General features: G+C 74.7%; 12 protein-coding genes. 6 read left to right on the top strand and 6 right to left on the bottom strand.

Annotation, left to right across the window (positions count from 1 at the left end):
* Nucleotides 1-25 precede the first annotated feature (25 nt).
* The 3 genes from ACIPWA_RS05960 to ACIPWA_RS05970 all read right to left on the bottom strand — a co-directional run bounded on the left by ACIPWA_RS05960 (nt 26) and on the right by ACIPWA_RS05970 (nt 3593).
* Nucleotides 26-1741, bottom strand: a complete 1716-nt coding sequence (locus ACIPWA_RS05960; RefSeq protein WP_400288767.1) for a glycoside hydrolase family 13 protein — start codon at nt 1739-1741, stop codon at nt 26-28.
* A 384-nt stretch (nt 1742-2125) separates the two neighbouring features.
* Entirely contained in the window at nt 2126-3145 is a 1020-nt protein-coding gene (locus tag ACIPWA_RS05965; RefSeq protein ID WP_400288769.1) for a LacI family DNA-binding transcriptional regulator, read from the bottom strand.
* Nucleotides 3146-3227: 82 nt separating this feature from the next.
* On the bottom strand, nt 3228-3593 hold the full coding sequence (locus tag ACIPWA_RS05970; protein ID WP_400288770.1) for an ACT domain-containing protein: 366 nt from the start codon (nt 3591-3593) through the stop codon (nt 3228-3230).
* A 118-nt stretch (nt 3594-3711) separates the two neighbouring features.
* Here ACIPWA_RS05970 and ACIPWA_RS05975 point away from each other — a divergent pair, with 118 nt between their 5' ends.
* From ACIPWA_RS05975 to ACIPWA_RS06000, 6 genes are all read left to right on the top strand, one after another.
* Nucleotides 3712-5523 (top strand): beta-N-acetylhexosaminidase, encoded by a 1812-nt coding sequence (locus ACIPWA_RS05975; protein ID WP_400288771.1) that lies wholly within the window; start codon nt 3712-3714, stop codon nt 5521-5523.
* Nucleotides 5520-7172: an N-acyl-D-amino-acid deacylase family protein gene (locus ACIPWA_RS05980; protein ID WP_400288772.1), complete on the top strand. Its 1653-nt coding sequence runs from the start codon at nt 5520-5522 to the stop codon at nt 7170-7172. The genes ACIPWA_RS05975 and ACIPWA_RS05980 overlap by 4 nt, the downstream gene beginning before the upstream one ends.
* Nucleotides 7169-8044, top strand: coding sequence for an IclR family transcriptional regulator (locus ACIPWA_RS05985; RefSeq protein WP_400288774.1), 876 nt, complete (start codon nt 7169-7171; stop codon nt 8042-8044). The genes ACIPWA_RS05980 and ACIPWA_RS05985 overlap by 4 nt, the downstream gene beginning before the upstream one ends.
* Nucleotides 8041-9465 (top strand): type III PLP-dependent enzyme domain-containing protein, encoded by a 1425-nt coding sequence (locus ACIPWA_RS05990; protein WP_400288776.1) that lies wholly within the window; start codon nt 8041-8043, stop codon nt 9463-9465. The genes ACIPWA_RS05985 and ACIPWA_RS05990 overlap by 4 nt, the downstream gene beginning before the upstream one ends.
* A 69-nt stretch (nt 9466-9534) precedes the next feature.
* Nucleotides 9535-9942: a RidA family protein gene (locus ACIPWA_RS05995; protein WP_068624466.1), complete on the top strand. Its 408-nt coding sequence runs from the start codon at nt 9535-9537 to the stop codon at nt 9940-9942.
* Between the two features lie 110 nt (nt 9943-10052).
* Nucleotides 10053-11363, top strand: coding sequence for an AAA family ATPase (locus ACIPWA_RS06000; RefSeq protein ID WP_400288780.1), 1311 nt, complete (start codon nt 10053-10055; stop codon nt 11361-11363).
* A gap of 67 nt (nt 11364-11430) precedes the next feature.
* Here the strand turns inward: ACIPWA_RS06000 and ACIPWA_RS06005 are convergent, their stop codons facing one another.
* The 3 genes from ACIPWA_RS06005 to ACIPWA_RS06015 form a co-directional block, all read right to left on the bottom strand.
* Nucleotides 11431-12678: a glycerate kinase gene (locus ACIPWA_RS06005; protein ID WP_400288782.1), complete on the bottom strand. Its 1248-nt coding sequence runs from the start codon at nt 12676-12678 to the stop codon at nt 11431-11433.
* A 23-nt stretch (nt 12679-12701) separates the two neighbouring features.
* A complete protein-coding gene (locus ACIPWA_RS06010) occupies nt 12702-13970 on the bottom strand; it encodes a hypothetical protein (RefSeq protein WP_400288784.1) in 1269 nt (422 codons plus the stop codon).
* A gap of 224 nt (nt 13971-14194) precedes the next feature.
* A complete protein-coding gene (locus ACIPWA_RS06015) occupies nt 14195-16093 on the bottom strand; it encodes an alkaline phosphatase (protein ID WP_400288786.1) in 1899 nt (632 codons plus the stop codon).
* Between the last annotated feature and the right edge of the window lie 91 nt (nt 16094-16184).

Here is a 16184-nt window from a genome sequence, read left to right on the forward strand (position 1 = left end):
TGGTGGGTGCGGGTGGGTGGGCTGGTCAGGTCGGGGTGGTGCCGGTCGCGTGGCCCGGCGGGGTGCGCCGGAGCCACGCGGCCGTGTCGGTGGGGAGCTCGACGCCTGCGGCGCCGTGCTCGAGGTCGGCGCTCGCGAGGAGCACCTCGTACCCTGCGGGCAGGGGGACGGCGGGGCCCAGGTTGACGACGCACAGCACGTCGCCGCGCGTGAACGCGAGGAGGTCGCCGGTCACGTCGCCCGGGCCGCTGCCGACGAAGACGTCGTCGGCCCAGGCGAAGCCGCCGCGGAACGCGGGGTCGTCGTGGCGCAGCGCGAGGACGCGGCGGTAGAGGCTGAGCATCGACGCGTCGTCGTCGGCTTGCGCCTCGACCGACAGGTCGCCCCACCCGGCCGGCTGGGGCAGCCAGGGGTGAGCGCCGCCGTCGGGCCCGAACCCGTGGCTGCTCCCGCCGCGCGCCCACGGCAGGGGGACGCGGCAGCCGTCGCGGCCGGGGTCCACTCCCCCGGACCGGAAGTGCATGGGGTCGTTGATGACGTCGAGCGGGAGGTCCTCGACCTCGGGCAGGCCGAGCTCGTCGCCCTGGTAGACGTACAGCGAGCCGGGCAGCGCGGCGGAGAGCAGGGCGGCCGCCCGTGCCCGACGACGTCCCGCGGCCAGATCGGTCGGCGTCCCGAAGCGCTTGGCGCCGAACGAGAACGCGCTGTCCTCGCGGCCGTAGCGGGTCACGGGGCGGGTCACGTCGTGGTTGGACAGGACCCACGTGGCGGGGGCGCCCACGGGGGCGTGCGCGTCGAGCGTCGTCTGGACGGACTCGCGCAGCGACTTGGCGTCCCAGGGGCGGGCCATGAAGTCGAAGTTGAACGCGGTGTGCATCTCGTCGGGGCGCAGGTACTGCGCGAACCGGGCGCGGTCGGCGAGCCAGACCTCGCCCACCAGGACGCGCGGCTCGTCGTAGGACTCGGCGACGGTTCGCCAGCCGCGGTAGATGTCGTGGATCTCGTCGCGGTCGACGTGGGGGTGCTCGCCCGGGCCGGGGTGGGCCGGGACCTCGGGGAGCGTCGCGTCCTTGACGAGCAGGGCTGCGGAGTCGATGCGGATGCCCGCGGCGCCACGGTCGAACCAGAACCGCAGGATGTCCTCGTGCTCGCGCCGGACGTCGGGGTGGTTCCAGTTGAGGTCCGGCTGCTCGGGCGTGAACAGGTGCAGGTACCACTCGCCGGGCGTGCCGTCGGGGTTCGTGGTGCGGGTCCAGGTGGTGCCCTGGAAGTCGGAGACCCAGTGCGTGGGCATCTCGTCGCCGCCCGGGCCCTTGCCGGGGTGGAACCAGAAGCGCTCGCGCTCGGGCGAGCCGGGGCCCGCGTCGAGCGCGGCCTGGAACCAGCGGTGCGCGGCCGAGACGTGGTTGGGCACGACGTCGACGATCGTGCGGATGCCCAGCTCGCGGGCCTCGGCGATGAGCTGCTCGGCCTCGCTGAGGGTGCCGAACTGCGGGTCGATCTCGCGGTAGTCCGCGACGTCGTAGCCGCCGTCGGCGAGCGGGGACAGGTACCAGGGGGTGAACCAGATCGCGTCGACGCCCAGGTCGCGCAGGTATGGCAGACGATGCCGCACGCCGGCCAGGTCGCCCGTGCCGTCGCCGTCGCCGTCCGCGAAGCTGCGTACGTACACCTGGTAGATGACCGCGTCCCGCCACCAGGTGGGGTCGGCCGTCGTTCGGGTCGAGTCGTCCTCGCGCACCGTGTCCTCGTCTTCCGTCCGTCCCGTTCAGCGATGAACGGGTGCTCTGCGTCGAGCGCGGCGTCCCGGGTGGGCGGGCCGCTGGACTCCTGATCCGTGGATCCGGCGTCTTGGGCATCAACGTAATCACTCGACAGCAATCGCGCAAGAACTCGACAGTAGCGTTATCGAAACGCGACCTTTGGCGGTGGGTAGGACGACTCCCGGGCAGCGCGTCGCTGAGTGCGGAGTTCTTGCGCGACACGCCCGGCAAGTCGCGCAAGAACTCCGCACTCAGCTCGCGGCTCCGGGCACGACGAAGGGCGCCGCCCCGGGTTACCCCAGGGCGGCGCCCTCAGTGCCGCTCGACCAGCCGGTGCCGCCCGACCAGCGGGTGCCGCTCGCCTAGCGGGTTCCGCTCGTGCTCAGCGGCGCGGTCGAGGCGCGCACCACGAGCTCGGGCTCGAACAACAGCTCGTCGCGGGACACGTCGGCCCCCGCGATCATGCTCGCCAGCAGGTCCACGGCCGCACGCCCCATGGGCTCGATGGGCTGGCGGACGGTCGTGAGCGCGGGGTCGGTCGAGTTCATGAGCGCCGAATCGTCGTACCCGACGACCGACACGTCGGTCGGGACCTCGCGCCCGGTCCGGCGCACCGCCCGGATCGCGCCGAGCGCGAGCGGGTCGCTCGCGCACACGATCGCGGTCGCACCGGCCTCGAGGAGCCGCACCGAGGCGGCCTGACCGCTCTCGAGCGAGTACTGGCTGTGCTGGACGAGCGCAGGGTCGATCGTGACGCCGTGGCGCGCCGCCAGGGCGTGCGCCGCCGCGAGCTTGCGCTCGGACGGGATGTGGTCCGCGGGGCCGAGGAGGAACCCGATCCGGCGGTGCCCCAGGGACAGGACGTGCCCGAGCGCCTGGTTCATGGCGACCACGTCGTCGCACGAGACCCGTGGGAAGTCGAGCGACTCGATCGAGGCGTTCATGAGGACCACGGGCAGGTTGCGCTCGGCCAGGCGCCGGTAGGGCTCGTGGTCGGCCTCGCGCTGGGCGTAGAAGCCGCCCGCGAAGAGCACGCCCGAGACCTGCTGGCCGAGCAGCAGGTCGATGTACTCGGACTCGGTGATGCCGCCCGCGGTGCGCGTGCAGAGCACGGGCGTGAACCCCTGCTGAGCCAGTGCGCCGCCGATGACCTCGGCGAACGCGGGGAAGATGGGGTTGGCGAGCTCGGGGAGGACGAGGCCGACGAGTCGGCCTCGTTCACCGCGCAGCTTGGTGGGGCGCTCGTACCCGAGCACGTCGAGGGCCGTGAGGACGGAGTCGCGCGTCGCCTGGGAGACCCCTGGCTTGCCGTTGAGCACGCGGCTGACCGTGGCCTCGCTGACGCCGACCTTCTTGGCTACCTCGGCAAGTCGTCTGGACATGCTGCTGACTATACGCAGCGCGCAAGCCGCTTGCGTTCACTTGCGCAACCTTGAGCAGCGCCGTCAGCGCCCTTCCGCGCCGTCAGCGCCCCCGCGTCACGGTGTGCCCCGCGTCGACCAGCACGTCCACGGCGGCCTCGACCGAGTCCTCGGGGACCAGCACGAGGTCCGCGTGGAACGTCGAGGCGACGAACACCGCGATGCTCGCGTCGGCGAGCGGCCCGACGATCGCCGCGAGCATGCCCGGCATGCCCAGCCCGTGCGGGTCGCCGTAGAACCCCGCCCAGCGGTCACCACCGCCACCGAAGGGCGAGGCCTCGCGCAGGACCGTCAGGCCCTCGGGCGCACGCACGAGCGCGACCCACTCGTCGTCGTCCGGGAACGCGGAGTGGGGCTCGTGCGCGAGCGTGAAGAACGAGTCGAGGAGGCGCAGCTTCTGGGCGGGCATGCCCGCGAGCCTAGGGCGCGCCACCGACACGCGGATCACCGCCCCGGCCGTCGTGCAGTGCACAACAACCCGTGTGCGCGGCACACCACGAGCGCCGCGCCGTGGTTAGGCTCGACGGGTGAGCGCCCCCACCCTCTCGCCCGGGCTCCTGCCCGCGCCCGTGAGCCTTCAGCCCGCCACCGGCACCTTCCCGCTGACCGACGGCACGCCCGTCCGTACGGACCCGGCCCTCGCCGCGGCCGCGCGCTGGTGGCGTCGGACCACGGAGGCGGCGTTCGGCGTCGACCTCCCGTTCGTCGTCGGTGACGGCGCCGCTGACAGCCCCTCTGCGGCACCCGGCGGCGCTCCCGGAGGGGCGCACCGGGCGAACGTCACGCCCGACGACGCAGCCCGCCCGGGCGTGACCCTCGCCCTCGACGCGTCGCGCCCCGCGGGCGGCTACCGCCTCGAGATCACCCCGCAGGCCGTGCTGCTCACGGCCGCGGACGCGGCCGGTGCCCACGCAGGCGTCCAGACCCTGCGCCAGCTCGCGGGCCCGCAGGCCTACCGGACGGCGCCGGTCGCCGCGGCCCCCGGGACCCCGGCGAGCACCGTCCACCTGCCCGCCCTCTCCATCGAGGACCACCCGCGCTTCGGCTGGCGAGGCGTGCTGCTCGACGTCGCGCGGCACTTCCTGCCCACGCGCGAGGTGCTGCGGTTCATCGACCTCGCGGCGGCGCACAAGCTCAACGTGGTCCAGCTCCACCTCACGGACGACCAGGGCTGGCGCATGCAGGTCCACCGCTACCCGCTCCTGACCGAGGTCGGCGGCTGGCGCACCGAGTCGAACGTCGGGACGTGGCGCACGGGGGTCTTCGACGGCCGCCCGCACGGCGGCTTCTACACCCAGGACGACCTGCGCGAGATCGTCGCCCACGCGCGCGAGCGGGGCGTCGTCGTCGTGCCGGAGATCGACGCCCCGGGGCACGTCGAGGCGGCCGTCGCGGCCTATCCGTTCCTCGGGACCCGCAAGACCCCGCACACGGTGCGCACCACGTGGGGCGTGAGCACCGAGGTGCTCGACCCGTCCGACGAGGCGCTCGAGTTCTTCACGAACGTGCTGGACGAGGTCCTGGACATCTTCGACTCCCCCTGGATCGCGATCGGCGGCGACGAGGTCCCCACGACGCTGTGGCGCGAGAACCCGGCGATCGTGGCCCTCGCCGAGCAGCGCGGCCTCGCGGACGTCGCCGACCTCGCGGGCTGGTTCCTGGCCCGCCTGAGCGAGCACGTCACGGCCCAGGGGCGTCGGGCGGTCGTGTGGGACGAGGGCTTCGGCGAGCAGCTCCCGCGCGACGTCGTCGTGACCGCGTGGCGCGGCTTCACCGTGGGGGCGGACGCGCTCGAGGCGGGCAACGACGTCGTCATGGCCCCGGAGCAGGTCGTCTACCTGGACCACCGTGCGGGTGACGGCGAGGACGAGCCCGTCCCCGTGGGGTTCCTGCGCACGGTCGAGGACGTCCTCGCGTTCGACCCGTTCCCGCCCGAGGTCCTCGCGCAGCACCCGGGCCTCGACGCGGCGCCCGGTCGTCTGCTGGGCGCCCAGGCCGAGGTCTGGTCCGAGCACCTCGACTCGCCGCGCCGCGTCGACTACGCGGCGTTCCCCCGCCTCGCGGCGTTCGCGGAGGTCGTCTGGAGCCCGACGGCGGAGCGCACCCCGGGCGGTCCGGCCTCGGCCGAGTTCCTCGCTCGGCTCGAGCAGGACCACCTGCCGCGCCTCGACGCGGCGGGAGTCGAGTACCGCCCGCTCGACGGGCCGAAGCCCTGGCAGCAGCGTCCCGGCGTGCACGGGTTCCTGCGCCACCTCGACCAGGAGATGGCCGCGGGCGGCTATGCCGGCGTGGGCGGCTGGATCGAGGGACGCGACGCGAGCTCGGAGGGGCAGGCATGAGCACCACGGACCGTCAGGACGCCCGCGTCCTGGCAGCAGGGGGCGGCACGACGGGCGTGACGCTCGTCGTCCGCGGCGCACGGCTCACCACCCCGGAGGGGTTGTCGGGGCCTGTCGACCTGCTGGTCGCAGGAGACGTGATCGACCACGTCGTGCCGGCGGGCACGGTACCCGTCCCCGCCGGGGCGCACGTGATCGAGGCCGCGGGCCGCATCGCGTTCCCCGGCTTCGTCGACTCCCACGTGCACGGCGAGGCCGCGGTCCTGGACCCGGACGTGCAGCTCGCGATGCTGCGCCAGGGCGTCACGAGCATCGTCGTGGGCCAGGACGGCGTCTCCTACGCCCCCTCCGCGAGGCAGCCCGTCGCGGACGGGACCCCCGACGCGCACACCTGGGCGACCGGCTACTTCAGCGCGATCAACGGCGAGCACCCCACGTTCCGGGGCGGCTCGGTCGCCGACCTGCTCGCGACGTACGAGGGCACCACGCCCCTCAACGTCGCCTACCTCGTCCCGCACGGCACGCTGCGCTACGGCGTCCTGGGCGGCGCGGCCCGACCCGCGAGCCCCGAGGAGACGGGCCGCATGGTCGCCCTGCTGCGCGAGGCCCTCGACGACGGCGCGTGCGGCATGTCCACGGGCCTCGAGTACGCGCCGGCCTCGAACGCGACCGACGACGAGCTGGTCGCGCTGACCCGCGTCCTCGCCGAGCACGACCTTCCCCACGTGAGCCACATGCGCGGCTACGAGGACAAGGCCGGGTCCGCGATGGCCGAGCTCGTCCGGGTCGCGCGGGCGTCGGGCGTCGCGACCCACGTCTCGCACTACCACGGGCCCGCGGACGAGCTCATCGGCTACGTCGAGGACGCCCACGCGGCCGGGCTCGACGTCACGTTCGACTCCTACCCGTACCTGCGCGGCTGCTCGATCCTCTCGATGGTCTCGCTGCCCACGTGGTTGCCCGTCGCGGACCCGGACGCCACGGTCGCGATGCTCCAGGACCCCGACGTCGTCGCGCGCCTCCGCGCCGAGCACTTCCCCGGCCTCGCGGACCTCTGGGAGCGCGTGACCATGGCCGCCGTGCCCGGCGAGCTGCAGTGGAGCGAGGGCATGGCGCTGCTCGACGTCGCCGACCGCCTGGGCCTCGACCCCGTCGAGACGACGCTGCAGATCCTGGTCTCGACCCACCTGCGCGCGGGCTGCGTGTTCGCCCAGCCCCCCACCAACTCCCCCGGGTCCGTCCGGGCGCTGCTGCGCCACCCGGCGCAGATGGGCGGATCGGACGCGATCTATCAGGGCGGGCGCCCGCACCCGCGCGGCTGGGGGGCGTTCGCGCGCTTCCTCGCCGAGCACGTGCGCGCGCTCGGCGACTGGACGTGGCACGACGCCGAACGGCACCTGTCGACCGCCGCCGCCGAGCGCTTCGGGTTCGGCGACCGCGGGGTCCTGCGGCCGGGCGCACGCGCCGACGTCGTGCTGCTCGACCCCGAGACCGTGCAGGACGTCGCGACGTACGAGGACCCGCGCCGTCCCGCGACCGGGATCGACGACGTGCTCGTCGCGGGCGTGCCCGTGCTCGCGGGCGGGCGGCCCACCGGTGCCACCCCCGGGCGGGCGCTGCGCCCGACCGTCCTGGCGGGGCGCGCATGACGGCGACCGCGCGGGAGGCGGCGAGCGCCGCCCACCCGGGGCGGCAGGCGCTCCCGGACGCGTCGGCACCCGCCGCCGACGCCGCCCGGAACTCGTCCCAGTCGCTCCGCCGCGCCCTGACGATCCTCGACGCCCTGCGTCACGACGCGGCCCGCGGCCTGAGCCTCGTCGAGCTCGCGGACGTCCTGGGCACGCACAAGAGCACGGTCTCTCGCCTGCTGGCGCCGCTCGTCGAGGTCCACCTGGTCCGGCGCACCCCGGGCGGACGGTTCGTGCTGGGCGCCGGCACGCTCCGGCTCGGCCAGGCCTACCTCGAGGGGCTCGACCTGCGCACGGTCGCCGAGCCCCACCTCGCGGACCTCATGCGGGCCTCGGGGGCCACGTGCCACCTCGTGGTGCGCGACGGTCTCGACGTCGTCTACATCGACAAGAAGGAGAACACCGCGGTCGTGCGCATGGCCTCGCGCATCGGACGCCGCATGCCGCTGTACTGCACGGGAGTCGGCAAGGCGATCCTCGCCGCGAGCGACGTCGACCTGCTGGAGTCCGTGCTCGACCACCCGCTGCCCGCCGTGACCGCGCGGACCCTGACGGACCCCGACGCCCTGCGCGCCGAGCTCCGCACGGTCGCACAGCGCGGCTACGCGATCGACGACCGCGAGAACGAGGCCGAGGTGCGCTGCGTCGCGGCCGCCGTCGTCGACCACACGGAGACCGCGATCGGCGCGCTCTCCGTCTCCGCCCTCGCCTCGCACATGCCGCCCGCGCGGGTGCGCGAGCTGGGCCCGCTCGTCGTGCAGGCCGCCCGCGCGGTCTCCGCCGGGATGGGCTCCGTGCGCTGCGGCTACGAACCCACCGGGAGGAACGCATGACCGACCCCACCCAGGCTGCCCACCCCACCCAGCCGTCCGCCCGCGAGACCGTCCCCGCGGACCCGAGCGCCGTCGTCGGGCCCGCGACCAAGGGCCTGCGGCTCGACGCCGAGCGGACCGTCGCGGAAGTCCTCGCGGACTCCCCCCGCATCACCGACGACGCCTTCTCCTGGCCGCTGCTGACGCTCGACGACGCGGCCCTCGACCACAACGTCTCGCTCATGGCGCGGCTGTGCGCCGAGCACGGCGTCGAGCACGCACCGCACGTCAAGACCGCGATGTCCCGCGGGCTCTACGCCCGCCAGGCGCGCGCCGGGGCCTGGGGCGCGACCGTCGCGAACCCGGCGCAGCTCCGCGTGGTGCGCACGTGGGGCGTCGAGCGCGTGTTCCTCGCGAACGAGCTCATGGATCCGCGCGAGATCGCGTGGCTGCGCCGCGAGCTCGAGGCCTCGGTCGCCCCGGGCGGCACCCCGTTCGAGGTGTGGGTCTACGTCGACTCGATCGAGGGCGTCGGGCTGCTCTCGCGCGGCTTCGCGGGCGCCTCGCCCCAGGTCGTCGCAGGCCTCGGCGTGCTCGTCGAGGTCGGCGTCCCCGGCGGCCGGACGGGCGTGCGCAGCACGGCCGACGCGCTGGGTCTCGCGCGGGCCGTGCGTGCCGCGGGACTGCGCGTGCCCGGGGTCGCCGGGTACGAGGGGTCGGCCGCGGGCGGCACCACGCCCGAGGAGCTGGCCAAGGTCACGGCCTACTGCCGCGGTCTGCGCGACGTCGCGGCGGCGTTCGTGCGCGAGGGCCTGGTCCCCGACGACGAGCCCGTGGTCGTGACCGCGGGCGGCAGCTCGTTCCTCGACGTCGTGCTCGCCGAGCTGCCCGGGCCGCTCACGGTCGCGGGCGACGGGGTGGACGGTGGCGGCGGCGCCGACGGGGGCGGGACCACCCGCGACGTCCGCGTGGTCGTGCGCTCGGGCGCCTACCTCACGCACGACCACGGGTTCTGCGCCCGCATGGACCCGTGGGACCGCATCCCGGGCGGCGAGCCCATGCACGCGGCCGCGGTCGTGTGGGGCCAGGTGCTCTCGGTCCCCGAGCCGGGGCTCGTCCTGTGCGGTGTGGGGCGACGCGACGTGTCGTACGACATCGACCTGCCCACGGCCCTGTGGCTGCGCACGCTCGACGAGAACGGCGACCTACGCCCCGCGCACGACCTCGCGGGGGCCCGCGTCACGGGCCTCAACGACCAGCACCTGTACCTCACGGTCGATCCCACGCCCGCGGGCAGCGCCCCGGCCACGACGCAGATCCGGCCCGGCGACGTCGTCGGGTTCGGGATCTCGCACCCGTGCACGCTGTTCTCCACGTGGCGCGTGGCGGCCGTGGTGGGCGACGACGACCAGGTGATCGACCTCGTCGGCACCGAGTTCTGACGCTGCCCGTCCCGGACCACCCAGCATCACCCGCGACATCCCGAGAGAAACCCGAGAGAAAGAGGCACGATGAGCACCGCCAAGTCCCCGATCAGCACCCCGCACGCACCGGCACCGGCCCACACGTTCCACCAGGGCGTGCGCAAGGGCCCGTTCGTCCAGGTCTCGGGTCAGGGGCCGGTCGACCCCGCGACGAGCGAGTACCTGTTCCCCGGCGACGTCGCCGCGCAGACCACGCGGACCCTGGAGAACGTCAAGGCCATCGTCGAGGGCGCGGGCGCCACGTTCGACGACGTCGTGATGCTGCGCGTGTACCTCACCAAGCGCGAGGACTTCCCGATCATGAACGACGCGTACGGCGCGTTCGTCGAGGCCAACTGCCCGGGCGGCGTGCTGCCCGCCCGCACCACGGTCTTCACGGGCCTGCCCCGCGAGGAGATGCTGGTCGAGATCGACGCGTTCGCGATCACGGACTGACCCCTTCGCCGCTGGGTGCGTGGTTCGGCTGCGACTCGCCGGGCGTGTCGCAGCCGAATCATGCACTCGGCGGAACGCGCGCCGTGGGTGGCCGCGCCTAGCCTGGCGGGATGATCGAGACGCTCGCCATCGAGGGCTACCGCTCGCTGCGGCACCTCGTCCTGCCGCTCGGCCGGCTCACGGTCGTGACGGGTGCCAACGGCGCGGGCAAGTCGAGCCTGTACCGCTCGCTGCGCCTGCTCGCCGAGTGCGCGCTGGGCGGCGCGGTCGGGGCGCTGGCCCGCGAGGGCGGGCTGCCCTCGACGCTGTGGGCCGGGCCGGAGGTGATCGGCCGCTCGGTGCGCGCGGGCGTGCACCCCGTGCAGGGCACGGTCCGCAACGGACCGGTCGCGCTGCGCCTGGGCTTCGCGAGCGGCCCGGACCTCCTGCCCGACGGCGCCACCCCCGCAGGTCCACCCCTCGCGGGCGCGTACGGGTACGCGATCGACCTGGGGCTGCCGCAGGACGGTGGCGAGTCGTTCGGCCTGGACCCGGAGATCAAGACCGAGGTCGTGTGGTCGGGCCCCGTGCTGCGACCCGCGACGCTGGTCGCCGACCGACACGGCCCGTCGGTCCGGCTGCGCGACGAGGACGGGTCGTGGCAGGTGTCGGGTCGGCGCCTACGGTCGTTCGACAGCATGCTCTCGGAGGTCGTGGACCCCGTGGGCGCACCCGAGCTCGTGCTCGTGCGCGAGCGCCTGCGGTCCTGGCGCTTCTACGACCAGTTCCGCACCGACGCCCTGGCTCCGGCCCGCGGCGCGCACGTCGGCACCCGGACCCCCGTCCTGGCGCACGACGGCGCCGACCTCGCCGCAGCGCTCGAGACGATCCGCGAGCTGGGGCTGGCCGACGAGCTGGACTCCGCGGTCGAGGACGCGTTCCCGGGGTCGACCGTGCGGGTCCGCGCGGCGGACGACGGCAGGTTCTCGCTCGAGCTGCGCCAGCACGGCCTGCTGCGTCCCCTGGGCAGTGCCGAGCTGTCCGACGGCACGCTGCGCTACCTGCTGTGGGTCGCCGCGCTGCTCACGCCCCGCCCCCCTGAGCTGCTCGTGCTCAACGAGCCCGAGACCAGCCTGCACCCCGACCTGCTGCCCGCGCTGGGGTCGTTGATCGCGGGGGCCGCGCAGCGCACGCAGGTCGTGGTGGTGACCCACTCGGGGGCACTCGTGCGGGCCATGGAGGAGGCGGCGGACGGCTCGCGCGCGTCGGGGACGTCGGCGCTGTCGGCACCGGGAGGCCGCGCGCCCCGGACCGGTCACGCTGGGGCGCGCGGACTGCCCGGGCTCGCGCACGTCGAGCTCGTCAAGGAGCTCGGGGAGACGACCGTCGCGGGCCGCGAGGGTCCGCTCGACGAGCCGCTGTGGCACTGGCCGAAGCGCTGAGTGCATGATCCTGCGGCGACTCGCCGGGTGTGTCGCTGCAGGATCATGCACTCGGCGGGTCCCGGGATCAGCGGCGCACGGACCCCAGGTACAGGCTCGTGACCGACGCCGCGAGCTCGGCCAACCTGCTCCCCGTGCGCCCCACGAGCTCGTCGAGGTCGATCGGCCCCGGTGCGATCGAGAACGCGGCCGCGATTCCTGCGGCCCGGGTCCGCTGGGCGGGCAGCAGGACCTGCCCCGCGAGCACCACCACCGGAGGCCTCCCGGGGGCCGCCGCGGCGAGCGTGCCGATCGCGTCCGCGACCTTGCCGTTGACCGACTGCGAGTCGAACGAGCCCTCGCCCGTGAGCACCAGGTCCGCGTCCGCGACGGCCGCGGGCAGCCCGATGCTCTGCGCGACCAGCGTTGCGCCGTGCTCGAGCTCGGCACCCAGGACCGCGACGAGGGCCGCGGGCACCCCGCCCGCGGCCCCAGCCCCCGAGAGCTCGTGCGTGCGCACCCCGGTCTCGCGCTCGAGCAGGTCGGCCCAGCGCACGAGGGCCGCGTCGAGGAACGCGACGTCCGACCCGCTCGCGCCCTTCTGCGGGCCGAACACCGCCGCCGCTCCGCGCTCGCCCACGAGCGGGTTCGTCACGTCGACCGCCACGCGCCAGCGCACCTCACGGGCGCGCGGGTGCAGCCCGCCGAGGTCGAGGCCCACGACGCGCGCGAGCCCCTCGCCGCCGTCGGGCACGACCCTGCCCGCGAGCTCCCCGTCCGTCGAGGACGGGACCGTCGCCGGCTCGTGCGCGACCAGCCGCGCCCCGAGGCCCGTGAGGAGACCCGCCCCGCCGTCTGTCGAGGCCGACCCGCCGAGGCACACGAGGACCTCCTCGACACCCGCGTCCAGGACTGCGGCGGCGACCGCGCCCGTGCCGCGCGTGTGCGCGTGCAGGGGCTGGAGGGCGACGTCGCTCACGTCGGGCAGGCCGCTCGCGGCGGCGAGCTCGACCACACCGACCCGGCCGTCGGCCGAGACCCCGTAGCGGGCCGTGTGCGGCCGGCCGATCGCGTCGACCGTGACGAGCTCACGTGCCGGCACGCCCCAGACCGCGAGGAGCGCGTCGAGCGTGCCCTCCCCGCCGTCGGCCATGGGCAGGAGCGTGAGGAGGGCGTCGGGTGCGGCTGCCAGGACCCCGTCCGCGATGTGCCGCGCGACCGCGTCCGCGGTCGCCGACCCCTTGAAGGAGTCGGGCGCGATCACGACCCGCAACGGTCGCGCTCCGCCGGGTGGGTCGAGGGTCCGGGAGGCGTCGGTGTTCGTCGTCGAAGGCACGTCCCGATCGTAGCCACGCTCCCTCAGGCGCGCTGGGCGGCCCGGGCCGCGACCGCGGCATCGATCCGTGCCTGCGTGCGCGCCTCGCGCCGGCGACGTGCGCGCACCGCCGCGAGCACGACCCCGACGAGCACGAGCAGCGACCCCAGCTGGACCCACGGCAGCGCCCACGCGCCGTAGGTCGCCGCGGTGGGCGTGAGCGTGACCTCGACGACGTCGTCGCCCACGACGAGCGGGGTCGTCGTCAGGTCCCCCGAGACCTTGCCGAGCGGCCAGACGCCGTCGATCACGACGGCCCCGCCCGCGTCCTGCCCGGGCAGGACCTCGCGCTGCGCGGGGGCCACGACCTCGCGCGCGTTCCAGCCGAACAGGCCCGCGACCGCAGCCTGCGTGTCGGCGCCCAGGCGCACGTTGCCCTCGTTCGCGACCGAGTACTCGACGCGCACCGAGCCGGGCGCGAACGGGTTCCAGCTCGGCTCGTACGTCGCGCGGACGTCGGTGAGAGCGAGCGCCGGGGCGAGGTCGCCCGCGACGCGCAGGTGCAGGCGCGCGCCCACACGGGTGTCGAACGTGACGCTCGACCCGTCCCCCTCGGCGCGGGCCAGCGCGGCGACGACCCCGGCCGGGTGGTCGCCCGGGGTCGCGTCGGCGGGCACCGCGACCGTGAACGGGATGGTCGCCGACGACTCGGCCGCGATCTCGACGCGCTGGCTCGGTCCCGCCGTCTCGCCCTCGCCGAGCGTGATCCACGAGCCGCCGTCGCTCGGCGCGGTGCCTGCCGACAGCAGGTCGAACTGCCCGTCCGCGGTCACGACGCCGTCGCTCGCGTACACGTCGAACGTCGCGGGGTGGTCGCTGAAGTTGGTCACGGTGACGTGCTCGACGGCCTGGCCACCCGGGTCGACCGTCACGCGGTAGGACACGCGTCCGTCGGGCCCCTCGGCGGTCGCGGGCTCGACGGCCCAGGTCGTGCGCGCGGCGGGCGGCTCGTCGCTAGCCGGGGCGGCGGCGCTGTCAGCGGTCGCTGCGCCGTCCACGGTCGAGGTCGCCGTGCCCGACGGCGCCGCACCCGTCCCGGCGACGGTTCCGGTCGCTGCGTGGGAACCGGGGGTGAGCGCGGGGAGGACCAGCGCACCGGCGGGCGCCGCGAGCGCGCCCGTCAGCAGGGCGCCCACGAGGGCTGCGGCGCCGGCCGTCCTGGCCACGCGCGCCGGGGCGGGCAGGCGGACCGGGCCTGCCGGACGAGCCGTGAGGCGGCGCGGACGAGCCGTGAGGCGGGGGGTGACGTTCATCGAGGAGCTCCGAGCGGGAAGAGTCGTGGCCCCGCGCCCAGCGCGACCCGCGGGCGGGACGGGCGTGGCGCCGTCGGGCAGGAGGACGGGCGCGGCCCGCGGTCACCCGACGACGCACGGTGCGTGACGTCGTCGAGACCGACGAGCGGAACCCGAAGAGGCCGCCGGGCCCCCGGCGCGCCGCAGCGCACCCGGGACCCGACGGCTCCGTCAGGTGACGACGGTCAGTCGACCGGGAACAGCGAGACCGTCAGGGTGCCCGCGTAGTCGCCCTCGCGGGTGTCCACGGGGACCTCGAGCGCCAGGTCGGCCGAGACCGTCGTGGTGCCCAGGCGGCTGTCCGAGGTCGCGGTCGCGAGCGTGGCCGGGGCCGCGAGGCCCGTGCCGCCGCCCAGGAGCGAGGCCACGGGCGAGCCCGCGATCACGCCGTCCTTGGCCGAGACCAGGCCGGGGGTCCAGCCGAGGTTCTGGGCGCGCAGCGTGCGCGGGCCCGAGGACAGGTCGCCCGACTGGCCCGAGACGGTCCAGCCGCCCGTGCCGACCGTGGCGGTCGCGCGCGAGTCCGTCACCGAGACCTCGGGGAGCGTGCCCGCGAAGCGCAGGCGGTCGCCCACGTTCTCGCCGCCCGTGAGCGCCACGCCCGCACCGAAGTCCGCGACGGACAGCGTGAGCTTGCCGCCGACCTCACCGGCCTCGGGGACGGTCGCGAGGAGCGGGATGCCGTCGGTGTCGTTCGCGGCCCACAGGGCGTTGGAGACGCGGCCGACGTCGGCGTTGTCGAGGTAGGCGCCACGCACCGGGTCGGTGCCCGTCGCGGCCGCCGCGAGCAGCTCCGAGCCCGGGCCCTTGGCGAACACGGGCACGAGGTGGTTGGTGTGGCCGCCGCTGTTCCAGCTGACCTGGGGCGCCTCGCCCTGCGCGCCCTGGACCGGGGTCCAGGCGGGGTTCGCCGCGGGGCCCGAGAGGTAGCCGCACTCGTGGTCCGCCGTGATGACCACGAGGGTCTCGTCCCAGCTCGAGTTCTCCTCGACCCAGTCCACGACCGTCTCGATGGTCCGGTTGAAGTCGACCTGCTCCTCGACCGCTCCTGCGGTGTTGTTGTCGTGCGAGGCCCAGTCGATCGCGCCGCCCTCGATCATCACGAAGAAGCCCTCGTCCGAGGCGTTGGACAGCACGTTGAGCGCGGCGTCCGTCATCTGCGGGAGCGAGGGCACGTTGTCGTTCTGCGGGGCGGTGAACGGCACGTCGCCCGACTTCAGCGCCGTGCGGTCGGCCTGGAGCGTGCCCGCGACCTGCGCGGTGCCCAGGACGTGCGTGGGCGTGTCGCCGTCGGCGAGAGCGAGGAAGTCGTCCTTGGACTCGACCAGGTCGAACGCCGACTGGCCGTCGACCAGCTTGTTCCACTCGGTCTCGCCGATGTAGCTGTAGCTGGGGTTGGCGCGCTTGTCGCCGTTGTCGTCGTACCAGGGGTTGCCCGCGCCGAAGATCACGTTCGCGCCCGAGTCCATCATGTCGGCGGCGATGTCGTGGTAGTTGTTGCGGTGCTCGTTGTGCGCCAGGTAGGACGCGGGCGTCGCGTGGGTCCACGGCACCGAGGTGACGACTCCCGTGGCCTTGCCCAGCTCGAGCGCGCGCTCGGCGACCGTCTTGAGGTCCTCGTGGTTCTCGTCCTGGCCGATCACGTTGTTGAGCGTCTTGACGCCCGTCGCGAGCGTCGTGGCGGCGGCCGCGGAGTCGGTCGAGTTCTTGAGCGGCGCGGAGAAGCTGCTCCAGTTCTGGACCGGGTCGTACGTGTTGCCGAACTGGTACGTGGACATCGCGAGGGCGACCGGGAACTCCTGGTACACCTGCGTGCCGGCCTGGCCGGGGACCGGGGTCGAGACGCCGCCGGGCTTCACGGTGGTCTGGTAGGCCGTGCGGCCGTGCTCGAACTGGCTGCCGAGGTCGACCTGGTTGAACCCCATCCCGTCACCGATGAGGTGGATGATGTTCTTCGGTCCGGGCGCCCCGGGGTCTGCGGACGGCGCGGCGAGCGCCGGCGTGGTCGAGGAGATCGCGATACCAGCAGCGAGGACGCCGGTCCCGGCGATCCGCAGCCACTTCATCGGTACACGTGAAGTCATGGTCTCTTCCCTGTCGAGGTCTGGTCCGGTCCGGAGTCGAGTTCCGGCCGGCACCTGAGAGCCAAGCGGGTCGAGGTGGCGCGACGGTGAA

The organism is Oerskovia enterophila, from assembly GCF_044748475.1.
GTDB classification, from domain to species: Bacteria; Actinomycetota; Actinomycetes; order Actinomycetales; family Cellulomonadaceae; genus Oerskovia; species Oerskovia enterophila.